We start from the raw sequence: 16,998 nt of genomic DNA on the forward strand, positions 1-16,998 counted from the left end.
TAATTTTGAATTCTTTCCTGGTGTCTATTGCGTAGTGGAACCACACTGACCCCTTCCCGAACTCAGTTGTGAAACGCTACTGCGGCGACGATAGTTTTTGGGTAGCCAAACGCAAAAATAGCTCGATGCCAGGTTATTTATCGGCAAAAAACCTCTCTAATTCAACTTAGAGGGGTTTTTTGTTTTTCTCCTCTTCTCAAACTATCGCCACTGCCAAACCGCTATACCAAAAGATTATTCCGTTCTGGCGCGAAGCACGGTGTTGGGGAAGAGGGTTTGGAATCCAGACTGCCTATCAGTTAAGGTTTCTGGGGCATAGTTCCAGAGGCTTTCGTAATAGAAGAAGGCTACGCCCAATCCACGTTCTTGGGCAGCCTGCACCTGGGACTTAATTTGTGGCATGGTAACTGGTTTATTCCTTAACCCTGTCATGATACCGACTCCAGTGGGAATTATCTGCTGTGCTTCTTGCATTTCTGGACGGGAAATATTGGCGATAAAACTTTGCAGATTAGGACGATAAACTTGAACAATTAGCTCGTCCACAATATTTTGCCGTATCCAGGTGAGCCAATCTTGCAGTTGAAACTTGTAAGCAAAGTCGTAGTAATTAGGGGAAACGGAGAAAATTGCCTGGGGTTTTATTGCCTTTACTGCTTGGTTAAGTTGTACCATAAATGCTGTGATTTTATCTGCCCGCCAACGCACCCATTCCAAATCTTGGGGATTAGTTGGGGGCTTGTTCTTGGTTTCCTGAGTGTATAAAGCAACTGTGTATTTATCGTAGCCAAATTCGTGGGGCAAACTTGTATGATCGTCAAACTGAATGCCATCAGCATCATATTGGGTGACGATTTCCAGCACGAGATTGGTGATAAATTGCTGCACTTCTGGATGGAAGGGATTGAGCCACATGACCTCACCAGCAGCGCTGATCGACGTTTGGCTACCATCCTGTTTTTGTGTGAACCAATCCGGTTGATTCAATGCGAGTTCTGATGTTGGAGGAGCCATGAAACCAAACTCAAACCAGGGTATTACGAGTAGGCTTTGGCTATGGGCTTTGTCAATGAGGTCTGCGAGAATATCATGTCCATCTGAGCCTCGTAAAACAAAAGGTTGAATACCTATACTTTTTGCCACGGCACTGGGATACATCACATAGCCAGAATTCCAGACTACAGGATAGATTGTATTGAAGTTCAGCCGACGCAGTTGGCTCACGGCCTCCTGCACTTTGGCGCGATGCTTGAGGGTGTCAAAATCATTGTTGGTCATCCAAACGCCGCGAATCTCCTGGCGGGGTAGCTGGGCGAGCGCAGGGTTGAAGCTGTCCACCAGCAAGATCGTAGTGAATGATATTAGGAAAAGAAGTGGGAGGAGATGCTTCAGCGATATCTGACGACAAGCCACTGTGTGTCTATGCCACCAATTTTGAGATATGAGTTGTAATTTCATACGGTTGAATAATGCGATCGCTATCCAGGTACGCTATTGCATATTTTTTGTTATGGACTCCACTTACCATATACTATATAGTCAATAAGTATTTGTGCTTAGAAAATAATTTCGTTAAATAGCTTGTGAGTTAAATCACAGGAGATACCTGAGTATTGAAATAAAATTGAAGTTCAATCAGTTGAGGTGGCAGAATTGCTGTTTTTGAGACTGGGAATTGCCGTCTAGTTAATATAGTAATTTGCAATTGGTAGAATGAGTCTTTACGACAACTGCGTTGAGAGATAGAATACAAGGATTAAGTTATTATTCACCTTTTATATCTTGCCAGAAGATATGCTATTAAAATCTTTAGTATGTGGTCAATTCAGCAAATAAGCAATAATTTCTCTAAAACTTGGGAAATATTATTTTTATAACTTATGCTACTCGTACATTAATTTAGGTTATTACTCAACCTGAAAGCACTTTAGTGCTTACTACAAGCTATAATTTTAGCTGATAACGATAGGAATTGTATTGTACTCAGTGAAGTACTCATTGTAAATAGATACAAATATAATTGCCTGGTTGCTAGACGCTGCTTGCCAATGTAGGGGACAGCATCTTTTGTACAGGAGTGATCGTTGTGACAAATGAAATTGATCAACTTTTAGCTGACTGGAAAAATAAAATCAAAATTGCTAGTCAGAATCTCTTGGATCTTCAGGAACTGCCAACATATCAGCGCCTTTGTGGTAGTCCTGGTTTTCCCGGAGTGCAGTTGACGGGAATTACGGCGATTCGGGTGAGTCCAGCACTGTCAGCGATGAACGACTTATTTCAATACTTCGACTTATTGGTGCAGACAGTAGATCAGGCTAGGAATCTACGACAGCAACTGCCACGTTTTTTGGTGTCAGAGCAGAAAATTGATGAAATTAAAGAACTACTCACAGAAGCATCTATTCAGTTACCTACTGTGCAAACACCTTTAGCACAAAGAGAGTTATTAACTGTAACCCATTCGGTGAATAAGATCGCTCCAGCACAGTTACTCCTAATAATGAATCATGCTTTCTCTGTAGCTAGGGATGCGGTTCTCGCCGTTGATGCTGCTTGGACAAATCTGGATGGTATGCTTGCAGATGCAGTCAATCAAATCCAATCACTAGAAAAATTAGGTGCATCCTTGGGACAAAGTTCCCTAAGTGAAATACTTCTGGCTCGTGGGGCGATAGCATCTCTCCAAGAACGCATAGAACAAGATCCTTTGGGGGTGAGTGAGGACTTTCAACAGCAGATCGAGCCAATGCTGGCACAGGTGGAATCAGCTTTGGCGCTAGCAGCTAAACAGCTTCCTCAGGTACGGGAGAAATTAGCGATCGCACAAGCAACATTAAAGCAATTAGAAAAACTCCACTCAAAATCTGTGGCTGCTTTTGCGGAAAGCCAAGAAAAAATTGTGGATCACTCAATAATGCCAACGCCATTGCCCCAAGCACAAATAGATGCCCTTAGTCAATGGCTGACAAGGTTAGAAACTAAATTAGCGGAGGGTTTAGTCAATCCTGTTATGGTTGGTTTAGACAATTGGCTGCTCAAAGCCAGAGAGTACACAGCATCAGCACAACACACAGATACAGCCCATAACAATCTTTTGCAAACTCGTCAGGAGTTACGCGGACGCCTTGACGCCCTTAAAGCCAAGGCGCTGGCCCAAGGATTGGTTGAAGATGCTACCCTAGCCGAATTGGCACAACAAGCAAAGCAACTGCTATATATACGCCCGACTCCGTTAAATAAAGCGGCTGAATTAGTTTCTCAATATGAAAAGCGATTAAATAGTCATTAGTCATTAGTCATTAGTCATTAGTCAAGAATATTGCCCAATCCCCAATCCCCAATCCCCAATATGGAAGGCTTACGCTGCTCAAGAAATGGATGCACTGGTATTATTGAAGATGACTATTGCAACGTCTGCGGACTAGCAACGGTGAAAACTCCAGTGGTTAGCCAAAAGCAAAGCGCAACTATCACGGCTAGAAGTTCACCGATTACCACAAATACGGGTTCTTCGCCCCTAACTAACCGTTCTAAGGGTTCGCGGCGTACCAGTAGCACCTCTGCCCGCAGTAGCCGCAGACAGTTGGGGGCGGGATTAATTTCTGTACCAGAACTGCCTTCAACTGAGCCAGAAAAAGCCATCATTCCCGACCCGAAAGTACCAGAGAATAAACGTTTCTGCGGTAATTGCAATAACCCACTGCGACGGGAAAAAGGATTTTGCAGCAAGTGCGGACAGAAGTTTTCCTTTATTCCTAGCCTCAAACCCGGTGATTTAGTTGTGGGGCAATATGAAGTTAAAGGGGCGATCGCATATGGTGGTTTAGGTTGGATTTACTTGGGCTTTGATCAAACTCTGTCTCGCTACGTTGTCTTGAAAGGATTGCTGAATACAGAAGATGCCTCTAGTGCAGCCGTAGCCGTGGCAGAAAGGCAATTTTTGGCAGCGGTGAAACACTCGAATATCGTGGGTATCTACAACTTTGTTAACCACAATAACGAGGGTTTTATTGTGATGGAGTATGTCGGGGGTCAAACCCTGAAGGAAATTCGTAAGAGTCGGGGCCCCTTACCAGTGGCAGAAGCGATCGCTTATATTCACCGCATTCTCAGCGCCTTTGCTTATTTGCATTCCTTGGGGTTGGTATACTGCGACTTTAAGCCAGATAACATTATGGTTGAGGGCGGCGATGTTAAATTAATTGATTTAGGTGGTGTCCGCCGTCTGGATGATCCCGATGGTGATATCTACGGTACTGTAGGCTATAGCGCCCCCGAAGCCGGGGAAGGGCCAACAATCGTTTCTGATCTATATACTCTTGGTCGAACTTTGGCGGTGTTGCTGACGGAAATTAAGGGTTTTAGCAAAGAACACCTTTACAAATTACCCAGTCCCCAAGAAGAACCCCTATTTGCTGAACAAGAATCACTTTATCGGTTTTTAATCAAAGCCACCGCTGAAAATGCTGATGATCGGTTTCAGTCAGCGGATGAAATGGCTGATCAGTTATTGGGTGTACTGCGGGAAGTAGTGGCGATCGCCACGAATATTCCCCGTCCTTATGCCAGTAACTTGTTTGGTGGCGATATGCTGGCTTTGATTAACAGTGGAGATTTTGAACCAATTACGGCCGACTATCGGCAATTGCCTATACCGTTGTTAGACTCTAGCGATCTTGGCTTTAATGCCGTACTGAATGCCAGTGCGATCGCTGATCCAGTAAAACGAGCTGTGAGTTTAGAGGTTGTTGTCCAGCAATATCCTACATCCAAGGAAGCATGGTTGCGTTTGGCAAATAGCCTGATTGAAGTCGGTGAATACGATGAAGCAGAACAAGCGATCGCCAAAGTCGAGGCTAAAGACCCTTGGGACTGGCGAATTTTTTGGTATCGGGGGCGATCGCTAATGGCACAGTGTAAACCCCATGAGGCACAGCAAACAATCGATCAGGCTTATTTTGACTTACCGGGAGAGGTAGCACCTAAACTAGCCTTGGGACTAGCGGCAGAACAGTCCCAAAATTACCAACTAGCAATGAAGATGTATGATCTAGTATCGCGCACCGATCCTAATCATGTATCGGCGTCCTTTGGGTTAGGGCGTTGTCTTTGCGCTATGGGCGATAGGGAAGGTGCGGTGACAGCCTTGGAAAGGATACCCCAGACTTCTAATTTGTTTACGCGATCGCGTGTAGAAATTGCCCGGAGTTTAATTAATAGCAATCGCACGATGCCAGGAACCCAAGAGATCAAAGCAGCTTCAGTAGCAGTTGAAACCCTTACCTTAGAAGGTATTGACCGCTATCGACTGGCTAAACAAGTTTTGGAAACTGCCCTTAACTTGTTGACTTCTGGCACCATCAAAGCTGCCGCAGATTTGAAGATTTTCGGACAGCCATTTGAAGAAAAGCCTCTGAGGTGCGGCTTAGAAAAAACTTTGCGCGATATGGCACACCTAACAAGTGGAAATGAGAAAATCCGCTTAGTTGATGAAGCAAATCGAGTACGTCCCAGAACCCTGGTTTAAAAATTCAAAATTCATAAATGACCAATTACCAATAATTTATGATGCAATGTTCAAACTGCGGTGCTGCGGTTGTAGTAGACGACAAATTTTGTGAAGAATGCGGGGCATCCCTGACATCTTTAGCTTGTGAAAAATGCGGTGCAGGAATTGAGGCGATTGATGCAGAGGGATATTGTTCTCAATGTGGGTTTCGCCGAGTTTCTGTAGAAAGTGAACGCCTAGAAATAACAATTAACTCCCATTTGGCAGGTGTTAGCGATCGCGGACTCAGACACCGACGTAACGAAGATTACCTAGCTTTACAACAGGTAAATGGTACTCAGGCATATATTCTCGTAGTTTGCGATGGCGTTTCTAGTTCCGATCAACCAGACTTAGCAGCCCAAACAGCTGCTTCAAGTGCCTGTCAGTCGGTAGCTACTGCCTATTCAGGTAACAAACCAGAGTCAGCAATCAAATCAGCCTTTGCCGCTGCCTTTGCATCTGTATGTAATATCCCTTATAAAACTAGTGCCAATTTAGATCCACCATCAACTACTATTGTTACTGCTATTGTCGAAGAGGGCACCGCTACCATTGGCTGGTTGGGTGACAGCCGTGCTTATTGGATTTCTGCCAATGGCTCCCAGCAGTTAACTACAGATGATTCCTGGTTGAGTGAAGTGGTAGCAGGGGGTAAAATCACCGCAGAAGAAGCTAGTAAATCGCCTCATGCTCACGCAATTACCCGCTGGCTAGGGGCAGATGCAGTGGAAGATGCCATTCCCTCGATTGTCAACTTTACTATTCCTGGTTCGGGATATCTACTGCTGTGTAGCGATGGACTGTGGAACTATGCCCCAGAAGCGTCCCATCTGGCTAACTTGGTACAGAAGTCATCAGGTAAAGATGCAATTACCATCTCCCGCTCACTTGTCGAGTTTGCCCGTAACTGCGGCGGACATGACAATATTACCGTTGCTGTTTTTATCTTTTTTGAAAAGCAGAAAACTAAATCGATTAAAAATGAACTAAAAAATAAATTTGAACATTAACAAATAATCCTACCACATAATAATCACCACAAAAAGCATAATCATAGCAGTCCAAATAATTTACAAACTTTCTTCTTCTTCTTCTTCTTCTTCTTCTTCTTCCATTTCTTGTCTTTGCGTACTTTGCGTACTTTGCGGTTAGTTTAATAAATGAATTTTTCTTTCCAATAGAGATATAACTGCTATCACAATTGCCACTGATTAATCAAGTGAGAAAACCTAAATGTCCAACCAATTTAAAGCCGAAGTCTTTCAAAATCAATACCTCCCCCAAGGTGTAAGAGAAGTTCATGCCATTATGACAGTTAGCGTTGAAGCTGGTGAAGGAATAGCTGCAACTTCCAGTACTAGCCGACTTTTTGGCATTATCTGTGATACCTCTGGTTCAATGGGAGGCGGCAAAATTCATGCTGCTAGAGATGCCATAGTTAAAGCCGTGAATTTGCTGCCGGAAGATGCCCACTTCTTCATTGTTACTGGTGCGGCTAAAGCCAATGTAGTTTTTCCGGTTTCTCCAGCGACATTTGAGAAAAAGCAGCAGGCGATCGCATCTGTTAAAAATATTTTAGCCAATGGTGGCACCCTCATGTCTACCTGGCTAGCTGAAGCCTTGAAACAGTTTCAAAAAATGCCTAACGTAGTCCGTCAAGCATTACTACTCACAGATGGACAAAATGATGATTCAGATGAGCAACAACTGAAAAAAGTTTTACAACAATGTGAAGAGGTTTTTCAATGTGATTGTCGGGGTGTGGGCACCGACTGGCGAGTAGCCCAACTCCAGCTAATTGCAGGCAAACTCCTGGGTACAACTGATATTATTCCCAAAGCAGAGATGATGTCCGCAGACTTTCGGGCGATTCTCGAAAAAGCCATGAGCAAGGATGTTAGCGATGTTGCTATGCGTCTGTGGACACCCCAAGGAGCAAAAATCCTGTTTTGCAAACAAGTGAGTCCCGATATTGTAGACCTTACCCACCGCGCTAAACCCGTTAAACCTCAAGTTATTGATTATCCCACCGGTGCTTGGGGTGTCAAAGAGTCCCGTGATTACCACTTTTGCATTGAGGTGAATCCGGGTAATGTTGGGGATGAAATGTTAGCAGGTAGAGCCAGCCTAGTGTATACCCTCAACGGCACTGAAACCAAAATCGCCGAAGCCCGTATTTTGGCAACTTGGACAGATGATGATGCCAAATCTACCAAAATTGACAGGCAGGTTGCCCATTACACCGGACAGGCGGAATTAGCCCAGTCTATTCAGGAGGGATTAGAGGCTCGTGCTCAGGGTGATATTGAGATGGCGACGGCGAAGTTAGGTAAAGCGGTGAAACTGGCTCATGAATCGGGTAACGAGGCAACTGCTAAACTGCTAAAAACCGTAGTTGATATCCAGGATGCGCCAACGGGTACAGTGCGGCTCAAGCGAGAAGTGGCAAAAGAAGACGCGATGGCGTTGGAAACTCGTTCTACTAAAACCACTCGCATTCCTAAATCTTAGTCAACCCCCTTTGGGGGAATTCAAAATTCAAAATTCAAAATTCAAAATGAAGAATCACCAAAAAAAATTTAGTTGCTCCCAAGCATGGCTCCAATCCAAACGATTAATTCAAAATTTCTGAATTTAAAATTATTTAATTATTTTGGAATTTTGATTTGGAAGCAACTATGTCTACATATAGATGTCCTCAAGGACACAAGTCAACTGAATCGGATTTTTGTTCAGAGTGTGGTGCCAAAATTCAGGGGATACCTGAACTACTAGAGTTAGCTAAAAATGCAATTGCTTCAAAAGTACCGCCAGAAACCTGTCCAGCTTGCCTAGCTCCCCGTGAGCCTAACACTGGAGACTTTTGTGAGATTTGCGGTTACAACTTCGTCAGTGGAGTACATGGCGAAGTCCCGATTACCATTAGCCCTCAAAGAGTGCCAGCAGATGGGGAGCAGGAGAAATCCCCGTTAGCTTGCTGGGAGGTTGTGGTGAAAATAGACCCATCTCTGCGTCATCCCAACAGCCCTGAACCACCAATGAATCAACCTGCGATCGCATTTCGCCTAGATAAACCCACTAATCTGATTGGGCGCAATAGCCAAGTCAGGGCAATTAACCCAGAAATTGCTCTAGATTTTGATGCTGCTGTTTCCCACCGCCATGCTTTATTAAACTTTCAGGAAGACGGGAGCTTAACTCTGCGGGATATTGGCTCCTCTAACGGGACACAGTTCAAGGGAGCGGAATTAGAGCCAATGACGGATGTACCACTGCAAGATGGAGACGAATTTACTCTAGGACACTGGACTCGAATCATTGTTCAAGCTATCCGTCAATCATCGTAAAGTAGCAAAAATATGAGTCAGATAATCACCGTCTCAAGTCAGGCAGTTAGCAAACTCACAACCCCGCGACTGCTTAAGGGTGGGTTATACCTCACCTGGGCAGCAAGTTTATTATTGCTAGTTGTGACAATCAGTGGAGTCCAAAGGCAGAGGCAGTCCATCAAAATAGTTGGGAATGATTCAACACCGAGCATCGTTACTGCTCAACGCCTCAAAGATGCCCTTACAGGTATGGATGCCAATGCCGCTAATGAACTACTAGTTCCCCCAGGACAGAACCAAGAAGCCGCTAAGGGTTATCGAGAGAGATACGAGAGAGCGGCTGAAAGGCTGGTGGCTGCTGCTGAGAAGATCACCTATGGGGATAAAGAGCGAAAACCGATTCAGACTATACAACTGGGGCTAGGGGACTATATAGCCAAAATCCAGCAGGCGCGGGACTTACACGGCAGGGGCGAGACTAGTTCTATGCTATTTGCTTACCGAGCAGCTGGGGAAATTATGGATAAGACGTTGTTGCCGGCATCTGACGAACTGGACAACATCAACCTGCAAGCTTTAGAGGATACCTACACCGAGCAAAAGTTGGCTGCTAGTACATCCCTAATTTTGATTTTTGTTTCTGGTGTGGCATTAATTAACGTTTTGGTGGGGTTGCAAATATTTCTCAGTCTGCGGATGCGCCGCACATTTAATCCGGGGTTGTTGGGGGCAAGTGCGATCGCAGTTATCTTTTTATATTACACAGGGGGGGCGTTTCTCTCGGCTTCCCAAAATTTGCGGGTTGCCAAGGAGGATGCTTTCACTTCTATGCATTCATTGCGCCAAGCCAGAGCCGCTGTTTATATTGCTAATACGGCTGAAAGCCGCTATTTGCTAGACTCGGCTTTTGCTAAAAACCACGAACAGGCTTTTATTAAAAATATCGCCCAAATTGCTCAACTGCCCAATGGACAAACTTTTGAGACAATTGCCGCAGCTTATAGCACCCAAGGTAAAAATGTAGATGGGTTCAAAGGTTATCTATCTGTGCAACTGAACAATGTCACCTTTGCTGGTGAGCAAAAAGCTATGGTAGAGAACTTGTTGACTTTGGGCAAATATGTGGCTATTGACGAGGAAATCCGCCAGTTAGAGCGCAGTGGCAAGCATCAAGAAGCGATCGCATTATGCTTAGGTATGAAGCCAGGACAGTCAAACTGGGCCTTTGATGAATTCAAAAAGGCTAATCAAAAGGCTTTCGACATCAATCAGGCAGCTTTCGACAAGGCTATTAAGCAAGGCTTCCGAGATGTAGATAATTTTGAGATGATCACCCCAGTCGCTCTAAGTGCGATCGCTCTCTTGAGTCTATTTGGGCTGCTACCGCGTCTTAAAGAGTACTCTGGGTGACATCCTCCAGACATCTTCGTTCTACGACCATTGCAGCAGCAACATCGCAGTCTGTTATGCCTTCATCAGAAATAGCTCCAAGATTTGTCTGCTCAATCCAAGTACCGTGGAACCCGTAAGGGACTCGTTGGGGAATCATAATGCGAGCAGCAGGTTCAGCCATGATGTCTTTAGCATTTAATACAACCAGTTCAGAAATTTTTGCCCCTTCGTCGTAGACAAAGGTCAGCAACCAACCGTCATCCTCATCAACTGCACCTGGTCGAGGTACAAACACCCCCTCACCCCCATAACGCCCTTGCCCAAATTCATGAATTTGAGAGCTAACCCTAGTGAAATCATACTTGATTAAGCCATCAAACAGAGGTACTGAATTGGATGCCATTCGTGAACTGTAGCCATATCTAGTCTGATGCCCCAAGTGTTGTTCGTTCACACGGGGGAATTCTGAGGGAATATCATCTAAAGCTTCTTCAATCACCCCACCTGTTTTCAGATTAAACCGCCACTTATATAAAAAGGAAATATCACTTTGACTATTTTGTGGTAATCCTGTAAGACCAAGCATAGTGGTACTTGGCATTCGACAGGCAATAAGTACTACTTCATCTCCTTCCTCATATGCATTGAGTGTATGAGCAACATAACAGGACGGCGCTTCAAACCAGCGGATGCTGCTATTATCTCCGTGCCGTGGCAGAATACCGAAACGACTAGGAATGTCTTTTTCAAAGAGTAAAGGTGGTTTTCCCTGTTGTATGCGCTCAACACTGAATGTCAGGGGCAGATTCATAAATATTGTATAGTGTGCGGTGATGGCAAAATCGTGCATCATCACCCCCACGGGTAAGTCAATTGGCACTGTCCGTAATAGCTTCCCTTGAGGTGAAACAACGGTATATTGCAGGTGAGGTAAATTTAGCCAGGAGTAGCCAAAAAACATCATTTCGCCAGTGGCAAAGTCGATTTTAGGATGGGCAGTGAAAGCACTTTTCAACTCACCCCCAAAAGTATGAGAACCAACTGTTTTTAGTTCAGGCAATTCAATTTGGTAAGGTTCTCCCCCTTCCCAAAGAGCTAACAAGCGACTAGCGTGCCATACAATGGCTGTATTAGCAGTGTTAGCCGGAGGAAGAAAATTCTGATCTTGCTTAGGTGGTTCTAAAATACCTGGCCAAATAGCACGTCCAGCATCTTTTTCACTTTTCCAACCCTTTGTTTGTATATATCGGTTACGATAGCTAGCTTTGCCATTGCTAATCTGGACACCGTGTAACATACCGTGCCCATCGAACCAGTGATACCAAGGTTTGGATGGAAACAGGGGATTAGGACCATTACGAATTAACATCCCATTGAGGTCAAGAGGTATTTCCCCAATTACTTGGAGGTCATCCGCTGTAATTTCCAACTCTACTGGAGCAAAGTTGTTCTCTAAGTAAGGATTTACTGCTACTATCACCATAGACTAAACGCACCTTTAATAAATTACTTTTTCTCTTGACTATCAAAAGCAACTGGTGGAATATAGCTCATGCCGCGAGCAAAGGTTTCCAGATTGCCAGCTTTAGCTTCCAGCAACCGTTTAATGTTCATATTTTCAGATCCGTAATCTTCTATTTGCAGCTTACCGTGGCGAGGAGCTTCGTCTGCCTTCCAGAAAGCGATTCGGTGCAAGATAAACCCAGGGGCAGATGGATCGTTGAAAGCGCATGAGCAGGGAATAAGTAAAATCGGGCAGCGCTGAATAAATTGGTAATCAGGATAGAAGTAATCCTGTTCAATTAGGTAATAATTGTTGAGACTATGAGTTCGGAATGTGATTTTTACCCTTTGGTTATATTCATCTAAGAACTCACCTGATTGGCGAGAAATTTCACCACTCGACCGCAGTAGATGTGACCAGTTCCCAATATTACGCAAGTCTTGCAAATATTCAACCGCTAATTCGATGGGAGCATCAACATAAATTGTATCACTATCAATTAGATAGTGTCCCTTAGCAGCTTCAGTCAGACCCTCTTGGCGCTCTAAAATGGCTTTGAGAGAGCGACTTTCGCAAAGATGTACTGTTTTAATTCCTTGCATAATCATAGGAGTCCGCCGAATTGGATCTATAAAGCTAATCCAATGGAAGTAAACTCCCTTTTCACTTGATTCAGGTTCCAAATAGTTTGGAGGAAAAAGCAGCACGGGATACCAGTGGAAGTAGTCATCGGGAGCAAATCCACAGTACCACTCGATGCCCAAAAAGAGAGGATTCTCTATTTTCTTAAGATGATAATAGAGATTACTCTGATAGCCAGCACAAGTTCCTATCCAAGTATCATCATCTATTTTCTCTAACATCCGGCAGTTGATTGTCCACTCATCTAGAGTTTCTAATCGGCTCAGGTAGTTAAAAGCCGTCTCTGGTGAAGTTGCAATATAAGCGGATGTGACAAAGGTATTGTTTTCCATGGGTTAATATCTTTTAATCCTGATAATTCGACTACATTAGTGACACATTGCCCTGACTTCTGCAAGACTTCGAGGGTGGTAATCTAGCTATACCAGAAGATAAAAAATAGTTACTGTAGCAAGGGAAATGAAAAGTGTTTGTTAGGACTAGTTGCCACTCTTTGGGCAAGTAAAGCTTGATTGCGCCCGCGAGATGGTGCTTGCCGAGTCGAGTCTATAATCACATCGACCACGAAGGGGGTAGATGCTGCCAGAGCTTGTTCTAAGGCCATCCGAATATCAGATTCCCTTTCCACGCGAATGCCATCAGCTCCCATGGCACGAGCAATCATCACAAAATCTACTTGGGGTATGGCTGCATCCGCGCCCTCAAGCCCTAGCATTGCCATTCCTTGAACACACATGTTGTAACATGCATCATTGAGGACAATCCAAACGGCAGGTATCTGATATTTCACCGCAGTGTTGATTTCATTGTTCATCAACATTGCACCATCGCCAACAATAGCGATCGCTTTTCCATTCCGGGCTTTAGCAGCACCAAGAATGCCCGTAACTGCATGACCCATGGCGCCAACTCCAGTACTGACTCGATAACGATTGGGTTGGGCAAATCGCAGCAGGTGGGTTGCCCAAGTAAAGGAATTACCCGATTCCGCCATCACAATCGCATCGCTGTGATCAACACATACTTGCTGAATCTCCTGCATCAAGACTTCCGGGTTTACTAGTTCACTTTTGCTCTTTTGAATTGTTGGATGTTCAGGATTAGGCAGTGCTATTACTTTTGACTCCACAGAAGTCTCTGGAAAATATTGCAGCATTGACTTGACAAAAGTTTTTACATCAGATAGGACAGGAAAAGTTGGCACGGATGGATAAGCAACCCCTAGGGCATCTAGATTGATATCAACGTGAACAAATCCTGCCAGGGGAATCATTTGGCTACTCCAGAAAGAAGTGGGTTCCCCTAGGCGGGTTCCCAACACTAATATGCGTAAAGGAGATTGCTCCCGCATATATGTAAATACCGAAGCATGACCCCCCAAGCCTGTAACGCCCACAAACTGAGGGTGTTCTTCAGGAAAGATCCCCTTACCACGGGGCGAACACATGACTGCGGCTCCCGTTCTTTCAGCAAGCTGGCGGATTTCTTCGGCAGCAAATCTCGCACCAAAACCAACCCATATAGCAAAAGTACCTTCAGTTAGCAGATGTATGCATTTGGCAATTGTTTCTTTGCTAGGGATGGTCAGATCCAAAGATAAATCTAGTTTAGGTAAAAATCCCTGAACCAAATTCGACTGTAAATCCGTGGGAATACTTAAATGGGCAACGAAGCCGTTGAGTTTTGTTAAGCCAAGGGCCATTTTGCGAGCAGCTTGTGGAAGTTGTTCAGCGCACGCAAGAGTAGCTGCATAATCGAACAGCCCTCCTGAGGTCAAAATTTCCCCACCTGGTATTGTCTGCTCGTTAGTTTCTTGGATAGCGTACCGTCCCCGCTGTGATGCTGAAGTAGAAGCGGATAGCAGAATCACCTTTGCTCCCTCACCACGGGCTGCCAAAATCCCAGTTAAGGCGTTAGTAATACCTGGCCCGGCTGTTGTGAAAACTACGACGGGGCGATCGCTAGCTAAAGATGCTTCAACCGCTGCAAAGGCTGCTCCCGCTTCGTGGCGAAAGTGAAGAACTTGGATCTGGCTGTTTGACAGTGAACCCCAAAGCTTTGCCATTGCACCACCAGCAACACCAAAAGCGTATTTGACTCCAAAATCTTCCAGCATCTTGACAATTGCCTCTGAGACTGTGACGGATGGGGATGCCTGGATGTTTGTATTCTTTTGATGGCTTGGGTGATAACCGTTGAGATTAGCATCCTTTAGTCTCGATTCTGCCAACTCTACTGTAGATGTATCGCCCAATTGGGGCTGCACAAGAAAGTTTGATGAAGTGCTATTTTCATTCATGGCTATTAGTACAAACTAGTAATTGAAAACATACAAAACCAGCTATGTCGTATTTAAAGAATGAGTACCCATCTGCACAGGTAAATCAATCGCTCGCTCATAGTTAGCAGATTAATTCTCATGTCTGGGCATTTTCAAAACAGCAGGAAATAATTCTCCAAAACGATAATGTTTGAGAATTTATGTTAAGTGCCGATAATTTACACCTTGTTGCCCCAAGCGAGTGTCGTACGCTTTTTAATTCTGTGAGATTGCTAGCCGATGTGAGCCTTTAATTTGCAGTTCTGCTACTGCAAGCAATACATCAAAGAAGCATATTTTCCTGTAAACCTTGATGAACGGTCAATCAGGTTATCATAATGTGTTTCTTTGGCAGCGAAACTCATAGAGAGATCGGGCTTATTAAAAAAAATGGACGGGTTCAGTATTCAGCATCTTGACTGCGTTTGTCATTTTTTTTTGTGAACCTATGATTAATTAAAAGCTCTGGCTAAAATGCCCTTATACAACGAGTGAACAACATCAATATTTTCATTGATTACAGTCACAATTTCATCACTATCAACGAAAAAGTTAAGTAGCTCAATGTCATGTCCAGCATGACTTAAATCTATAACAAAGTGATTATATAAAAAAGTTTGTGCTTCTCTAGGAATTCCTTGTTCACTTAAAAGCTTTAGCTGATAATCAATATATTTAGCGAACAAAAACTCCATATAGGATGAATATCCTAAAAAGCCAATAAAATTGCTTTGATTTAGCAGGCTTGACTGTGTATTAATTAACTTTTTGGACTCATCAAAAACATCGTTGATGATATTAAATTGCTGAACACCTAGTGCTTCTAAGTCTCGTAGAGCCAAGATTTCATGCCCTATTTCTTCATCAGCTTCAGACTCCATCATCCGGATAAATTTGCTTCCTCGCTTCAACTTATCCTCATTAAAATATTGGGTATATTCGGCTATGCGCTGATGAAATTTACCTTGAAGCTCAGGGGTATGGCTACTACAGTACCAAGCTTGAATTAAATAACGAATGTAGGTTTTGCAGGTGATTTTACCTTGTTCTTTTCTTTCAGAAAGTAGTTCATTTATTTCTTGCATTTTTAGCATCATATAAATGATAACTTTCTGAGCTATGGGAGTAGCTTGGCTTTTTTCGGCCTCATTTAGCCTGGCTTTTTGGTTAACCAGTATATCCAAGGAAATTTTATTGATATTTTTGCTTTGTAAGGCTAATCTATTTGCCGTTTCTTCATCTATTGAGATTATTTCATGGGAAACATCTAGCAATTCCAATTTTGTTACATTCATTTCTTGTATACTCATGGTTTTGTTTCCTGTGAAGTACCATGACCTAACGAGAAGCTAGGTCATGGCTTAATATAAAAAAATCGGTAAAACAGTCCCAAGGGGTCTTGATATGCGCCTAAAATTTCCCTGTTTCCCGAAATTAACCAAGATTGTAAAATAGCAACTAATCAGCACAGCCAGAGTTTAGGGAATATTCCCCCAGGGAAATTCCCAATGCTGCACCTAAGTTTATTTGGTCGTAGCCTTGAACTATCCAGCTTGCATGGGTGAGCAGTTAATCGATTTTTGACCTTGCTTGTGCTTTTTGTTTTTTTTATGAAGTTTATATGGACTTATATAAATTTTAACCATAGCAAGCAGGAAACGCAAGCAATAATTGTACCATCGGTATTAACTTGGGTTAAGATGTGCAAAGTTGTCAGGTAGTTGCACTAGCACTTCGACATAAGATTTTTTGACCTCTCCCCGGTCTAAAGACACGGGGATTCTAAACTGATACTACGTGGTAGGCTGAAGCCGTACCACTTCGCTTTTTAGTTTTGGTTTCCCAGATACGAAATCTGGTAGCAAGGGTCAAAACTTGCCTACAGACCTTGACTAGGACGAGTCCTAATTGTGTCTCTACCTTGCGAAGTATATTCGCTGCACCATTTAAATCAGCGTTAATAAATAGTCCTTTTCCTGTGCGGAACATACCGCGTTTTACTCGTTTTCCACTTGGTTTCCACCCTTCAGGTTTTGCGCCGAAAGTAGGTAGAAAATCACCATCTAAAAAACTAGTTTTACTGGTATAGGATTCTTCAGTTTCTACAAATTTGATGCCGTGGTACTCGCATAACTGTTTAACTCGTTTTTTGAGTTTGGCGGTTGGTATCTGCACAAATGATTGCGTTGTTCTACCTAACTGCGCTTCTTGTCTTTGTCCCTGATTCCACCCAAATACCACTACACCAATTTGATGT

At 43.7% G+C, this 16,998-nt stretch carries 12 protein-coding genes and 1 rRNA gene; 7 read left to right on the top strand and 6 right to left on the bottom strand.

Going from position 1 to position 16,998, the window contains the following annotated elements; translation table 11 throughout:
- The first annotated feature begins 16 nt into the window (after window positions 1-16).
- Window positions 17-134: ribosomal RNA gene (gene rrf, locus H6G32_RS25250) — 5S ribosomal RNA — on the top strand.
- A gap of 100 nt (window positions 135-234) precedes the next feature.
- Here the strand turns inward: rrf and H6G32_RS25255 are convergent.
- Complete coding sequence (locus tag H6G32_RS25255; RefSeq protein ID WP_190463350.1) at window positions 235-1,458, bottom strand: family 10 glycosylhydrolase; 1,224 nt, start codon at window positions 1,456-1,458, stop codon at window positions 235-237.
- A 628-nt stretch (window positions 1,459-2,086) separates the two neighbouring features.
- On the opposite strand from H6G32_RS25255, the gene H6G32_RS25260 reads away from it, so the two are divergent.
- The 6 genes from H6G32_RS25260 (at window position 2,087) to H6G32_RS25285 (ending at window position 10,293) form a co-directional block, all read left to right on the top strand.
- Window positions 2,087-3,292, top strand: coding sequence for a hypothetical protein (locus H6G32_RS25260; RefSeq protein WP_190463354.1), 1,206 nt, complete (start codon window positions 2,087-2,089; stop codon window positions 3,290-3,292).
- Window positions 3,293-3,322: 30 nt separating this feature from the next.
- Window positions 3,323-5,530, top strand: coding sequence for a serine/threonine-protein kinase (locus H6G32_RS25265; protein ID WP_242046725.1), 2,208 nt, complete (start codon window positions 3,323-3,325; stop codon window positions 5,528-5,530).
- Between the two features lie 38 nt (window positions 5,531-5,568).
- On the top strand, window positions 5,569-6,564 hold the full coding sequence (locus H6G32_RS25270; RefSeq protein WP_190463357.1) for a PP2C family serine/threonine-protein phosphatase: 996 nt from the start codon (window positions 5,569-5,571) through the stop codon (window positions 6,562-6,564).
- A gap of 223 nt (window positions 6,565-6,787) precedes the next feature.
- Entirely contained in the window at window positions 6,788-8,065 is a 1,278-nt protein-coding gene (locus tag H6G32_RS25275; RefSeq protein ID WP_190463359.1) for a vWA domain-containing protein, read from the top strand.
- Window positions 8,066-8,232: 167 nt separating this feature from the next.
- On the top strand, window positions 8,233-8,901 hold the full coding sequence (locus tag H6G32_RS25280; RefSeq protein ID WP_190463361.1) for an FHA domain-containing protein: 669 nt from the start codon (window positions 8,233-8,235) through the stop codon (window positions 8,899-8,901).
- A gap of 12 nt (window positions 8,902-8,913) precedes the next feature.
- Window positions 8,914-10,293: a hypothetical protein gene (locus tag H6G32_RS25285; RefSeq protein ID WP_190463363.1), complete on the top strand. Its 1,380-nt coding sequence runs from the start codon at window positions 8,914-8,916 to the stop codon at window positions 10,291-10,293.
- On the opposite strand, the gene H6G32_RS25290 is transcribed toward H6G32_RS25285, so the two are convergent.
- From H6G32_RS25290 to H6G32_RS25310, 5 genes are all read right to left on the bottom strand, one after another.
- Entirely contained in the window at window positions 10,274-11,758 is a 1,485-nt protein-coding gene (locus H6G32_RS25290) for a carotenoid oxygenase family protein (RefSeq protein WP_190463365.1), read from the bottom strand. The two genes, H6G32_RS25285 and H6G32_RS25290, sit on opposite strands and share 20 nt — an antisense overlap.
- Window positions 11,759-11,781: 23 nt before the next feature.
- A complete protein-coding gene (scyC, locus tag H6G32_RS25295; protein WP_190463367.1) occupies window positions 11,782-12,753 on the bottom strand; it encodes a scytonemin biosynthesis cyclase/decarboxylase ScyC in 972 nt (323 codons plus the stop codon).
- Window positions 12,754-12,863: 110 nt separating this feature from the next.
- Window positions 12,864-14,720, bottom strand: coding sequence for a thiamine pyrophosphate-dependent enzyme (locus H6G32_RS25300; RefSeq protein WP_190463369.1), 1,857 nt, complete (start codon window positions 14,718-14,720; stop codon window positions 12,864-12,866).
- A gap of 473 nt (window positions 14,721-15,193) precedes the next feature.
- The gene (locus H6G32_RS25305) at window positions 15,194-16,051 is read right to left on the bottom strand and encodes an iron-containing redox enzyme family protein (RefSeq protein ID WP_190463371.1); all 858 of its coding nucleotides are present in this window, start codon (window positions 16,049-16,051) and stop codon (window positions 15,194-15,196) included.
- Between the two features lie 472 nt (window positions 16,052-16,523).
- The coding region (locus H6G32_RS25310) for a zinc ribbon domain-containing protein (RefSeq protein ID WP_190453510.1) at window positions 16,524-16,998 on the bottom strand (475 nt) is incomplete at its 5' end.

Source organism: Cylindrospermum sp. FACHB-282, from assembly GCF_014697195.1.
GTDB lineage: Bacteria > Cyanobacteriota > Cyanobacteriia > Cyanobacteriales > Nostocaceae > Cylindrospermum.

Excerpts from the sequence above, each read along its gene's own strand:
- H6G32_RS25255 (WP_190463350.1), bottom strand. The coding sequence starts at position 1,458 with ATGAAATTACAACTCATATCTCAAAATTGGTGGCATAGACACACAGTG.
- H6G32_RS25305 (WP_190463371.1), bottom strand. The coding sequence starts at position 16,051 with ATGAGTATACAAGAAATGAATGTAACAAAATTGGAATTGCTAGATGTT.
- H6G32_RS25275 (WP_190463359.1), top strand. The coding sequence starts at position 6,788 with ATGTCCAACCAATTTAAAGCCGAAGTCTTTCAAAATCAATACCTCCCC.
- scyC (WP_190463367.1), bottom strand. The coding sequence starts at position 12,753 with ATGGAAAACAATACCTTTGTCACATCCGCTTATATTGCAACTTCACCA.
- H6G32_RS25285 (WP_190463363.1), top strand. The coding sequence starts at position 8,914 with ATGAGTCAGATAATCACCGTCTCAAGTCAGGCAGTTAGCAAACTCACA.
- H6G32_RS25280 (WP_190463361.1), top strand. The coding sequence starts at position 8,233 with ATGTCTACATATAGATGTCCTCAAGGACACAAGTCAACTGAATCGGAT.
- H6G32_RS25290 (WP_190463365.1), bottom strand. The coding sequence starts at position 11,758 with ATGGTGATAGTAGCAGTAAATCCTTACTTAGAGAACAACTTTGCTCCA.
- H6G32_RS25300 (WP_190463369.1), bottom strand. The coding sequence starts at position 14,720 with ATGAATGAAAATAGCACTTCATCAAACTTTCTTGTGCAGCCCCAATTG.
- H6G32_RS25270 (WP_190463357.1), top strand. The coding sequence starts at position 5,569 with ATGATGCAATGTTCAAACTGCGGTGCTGCGGTTGTAGTAGACGACAAA.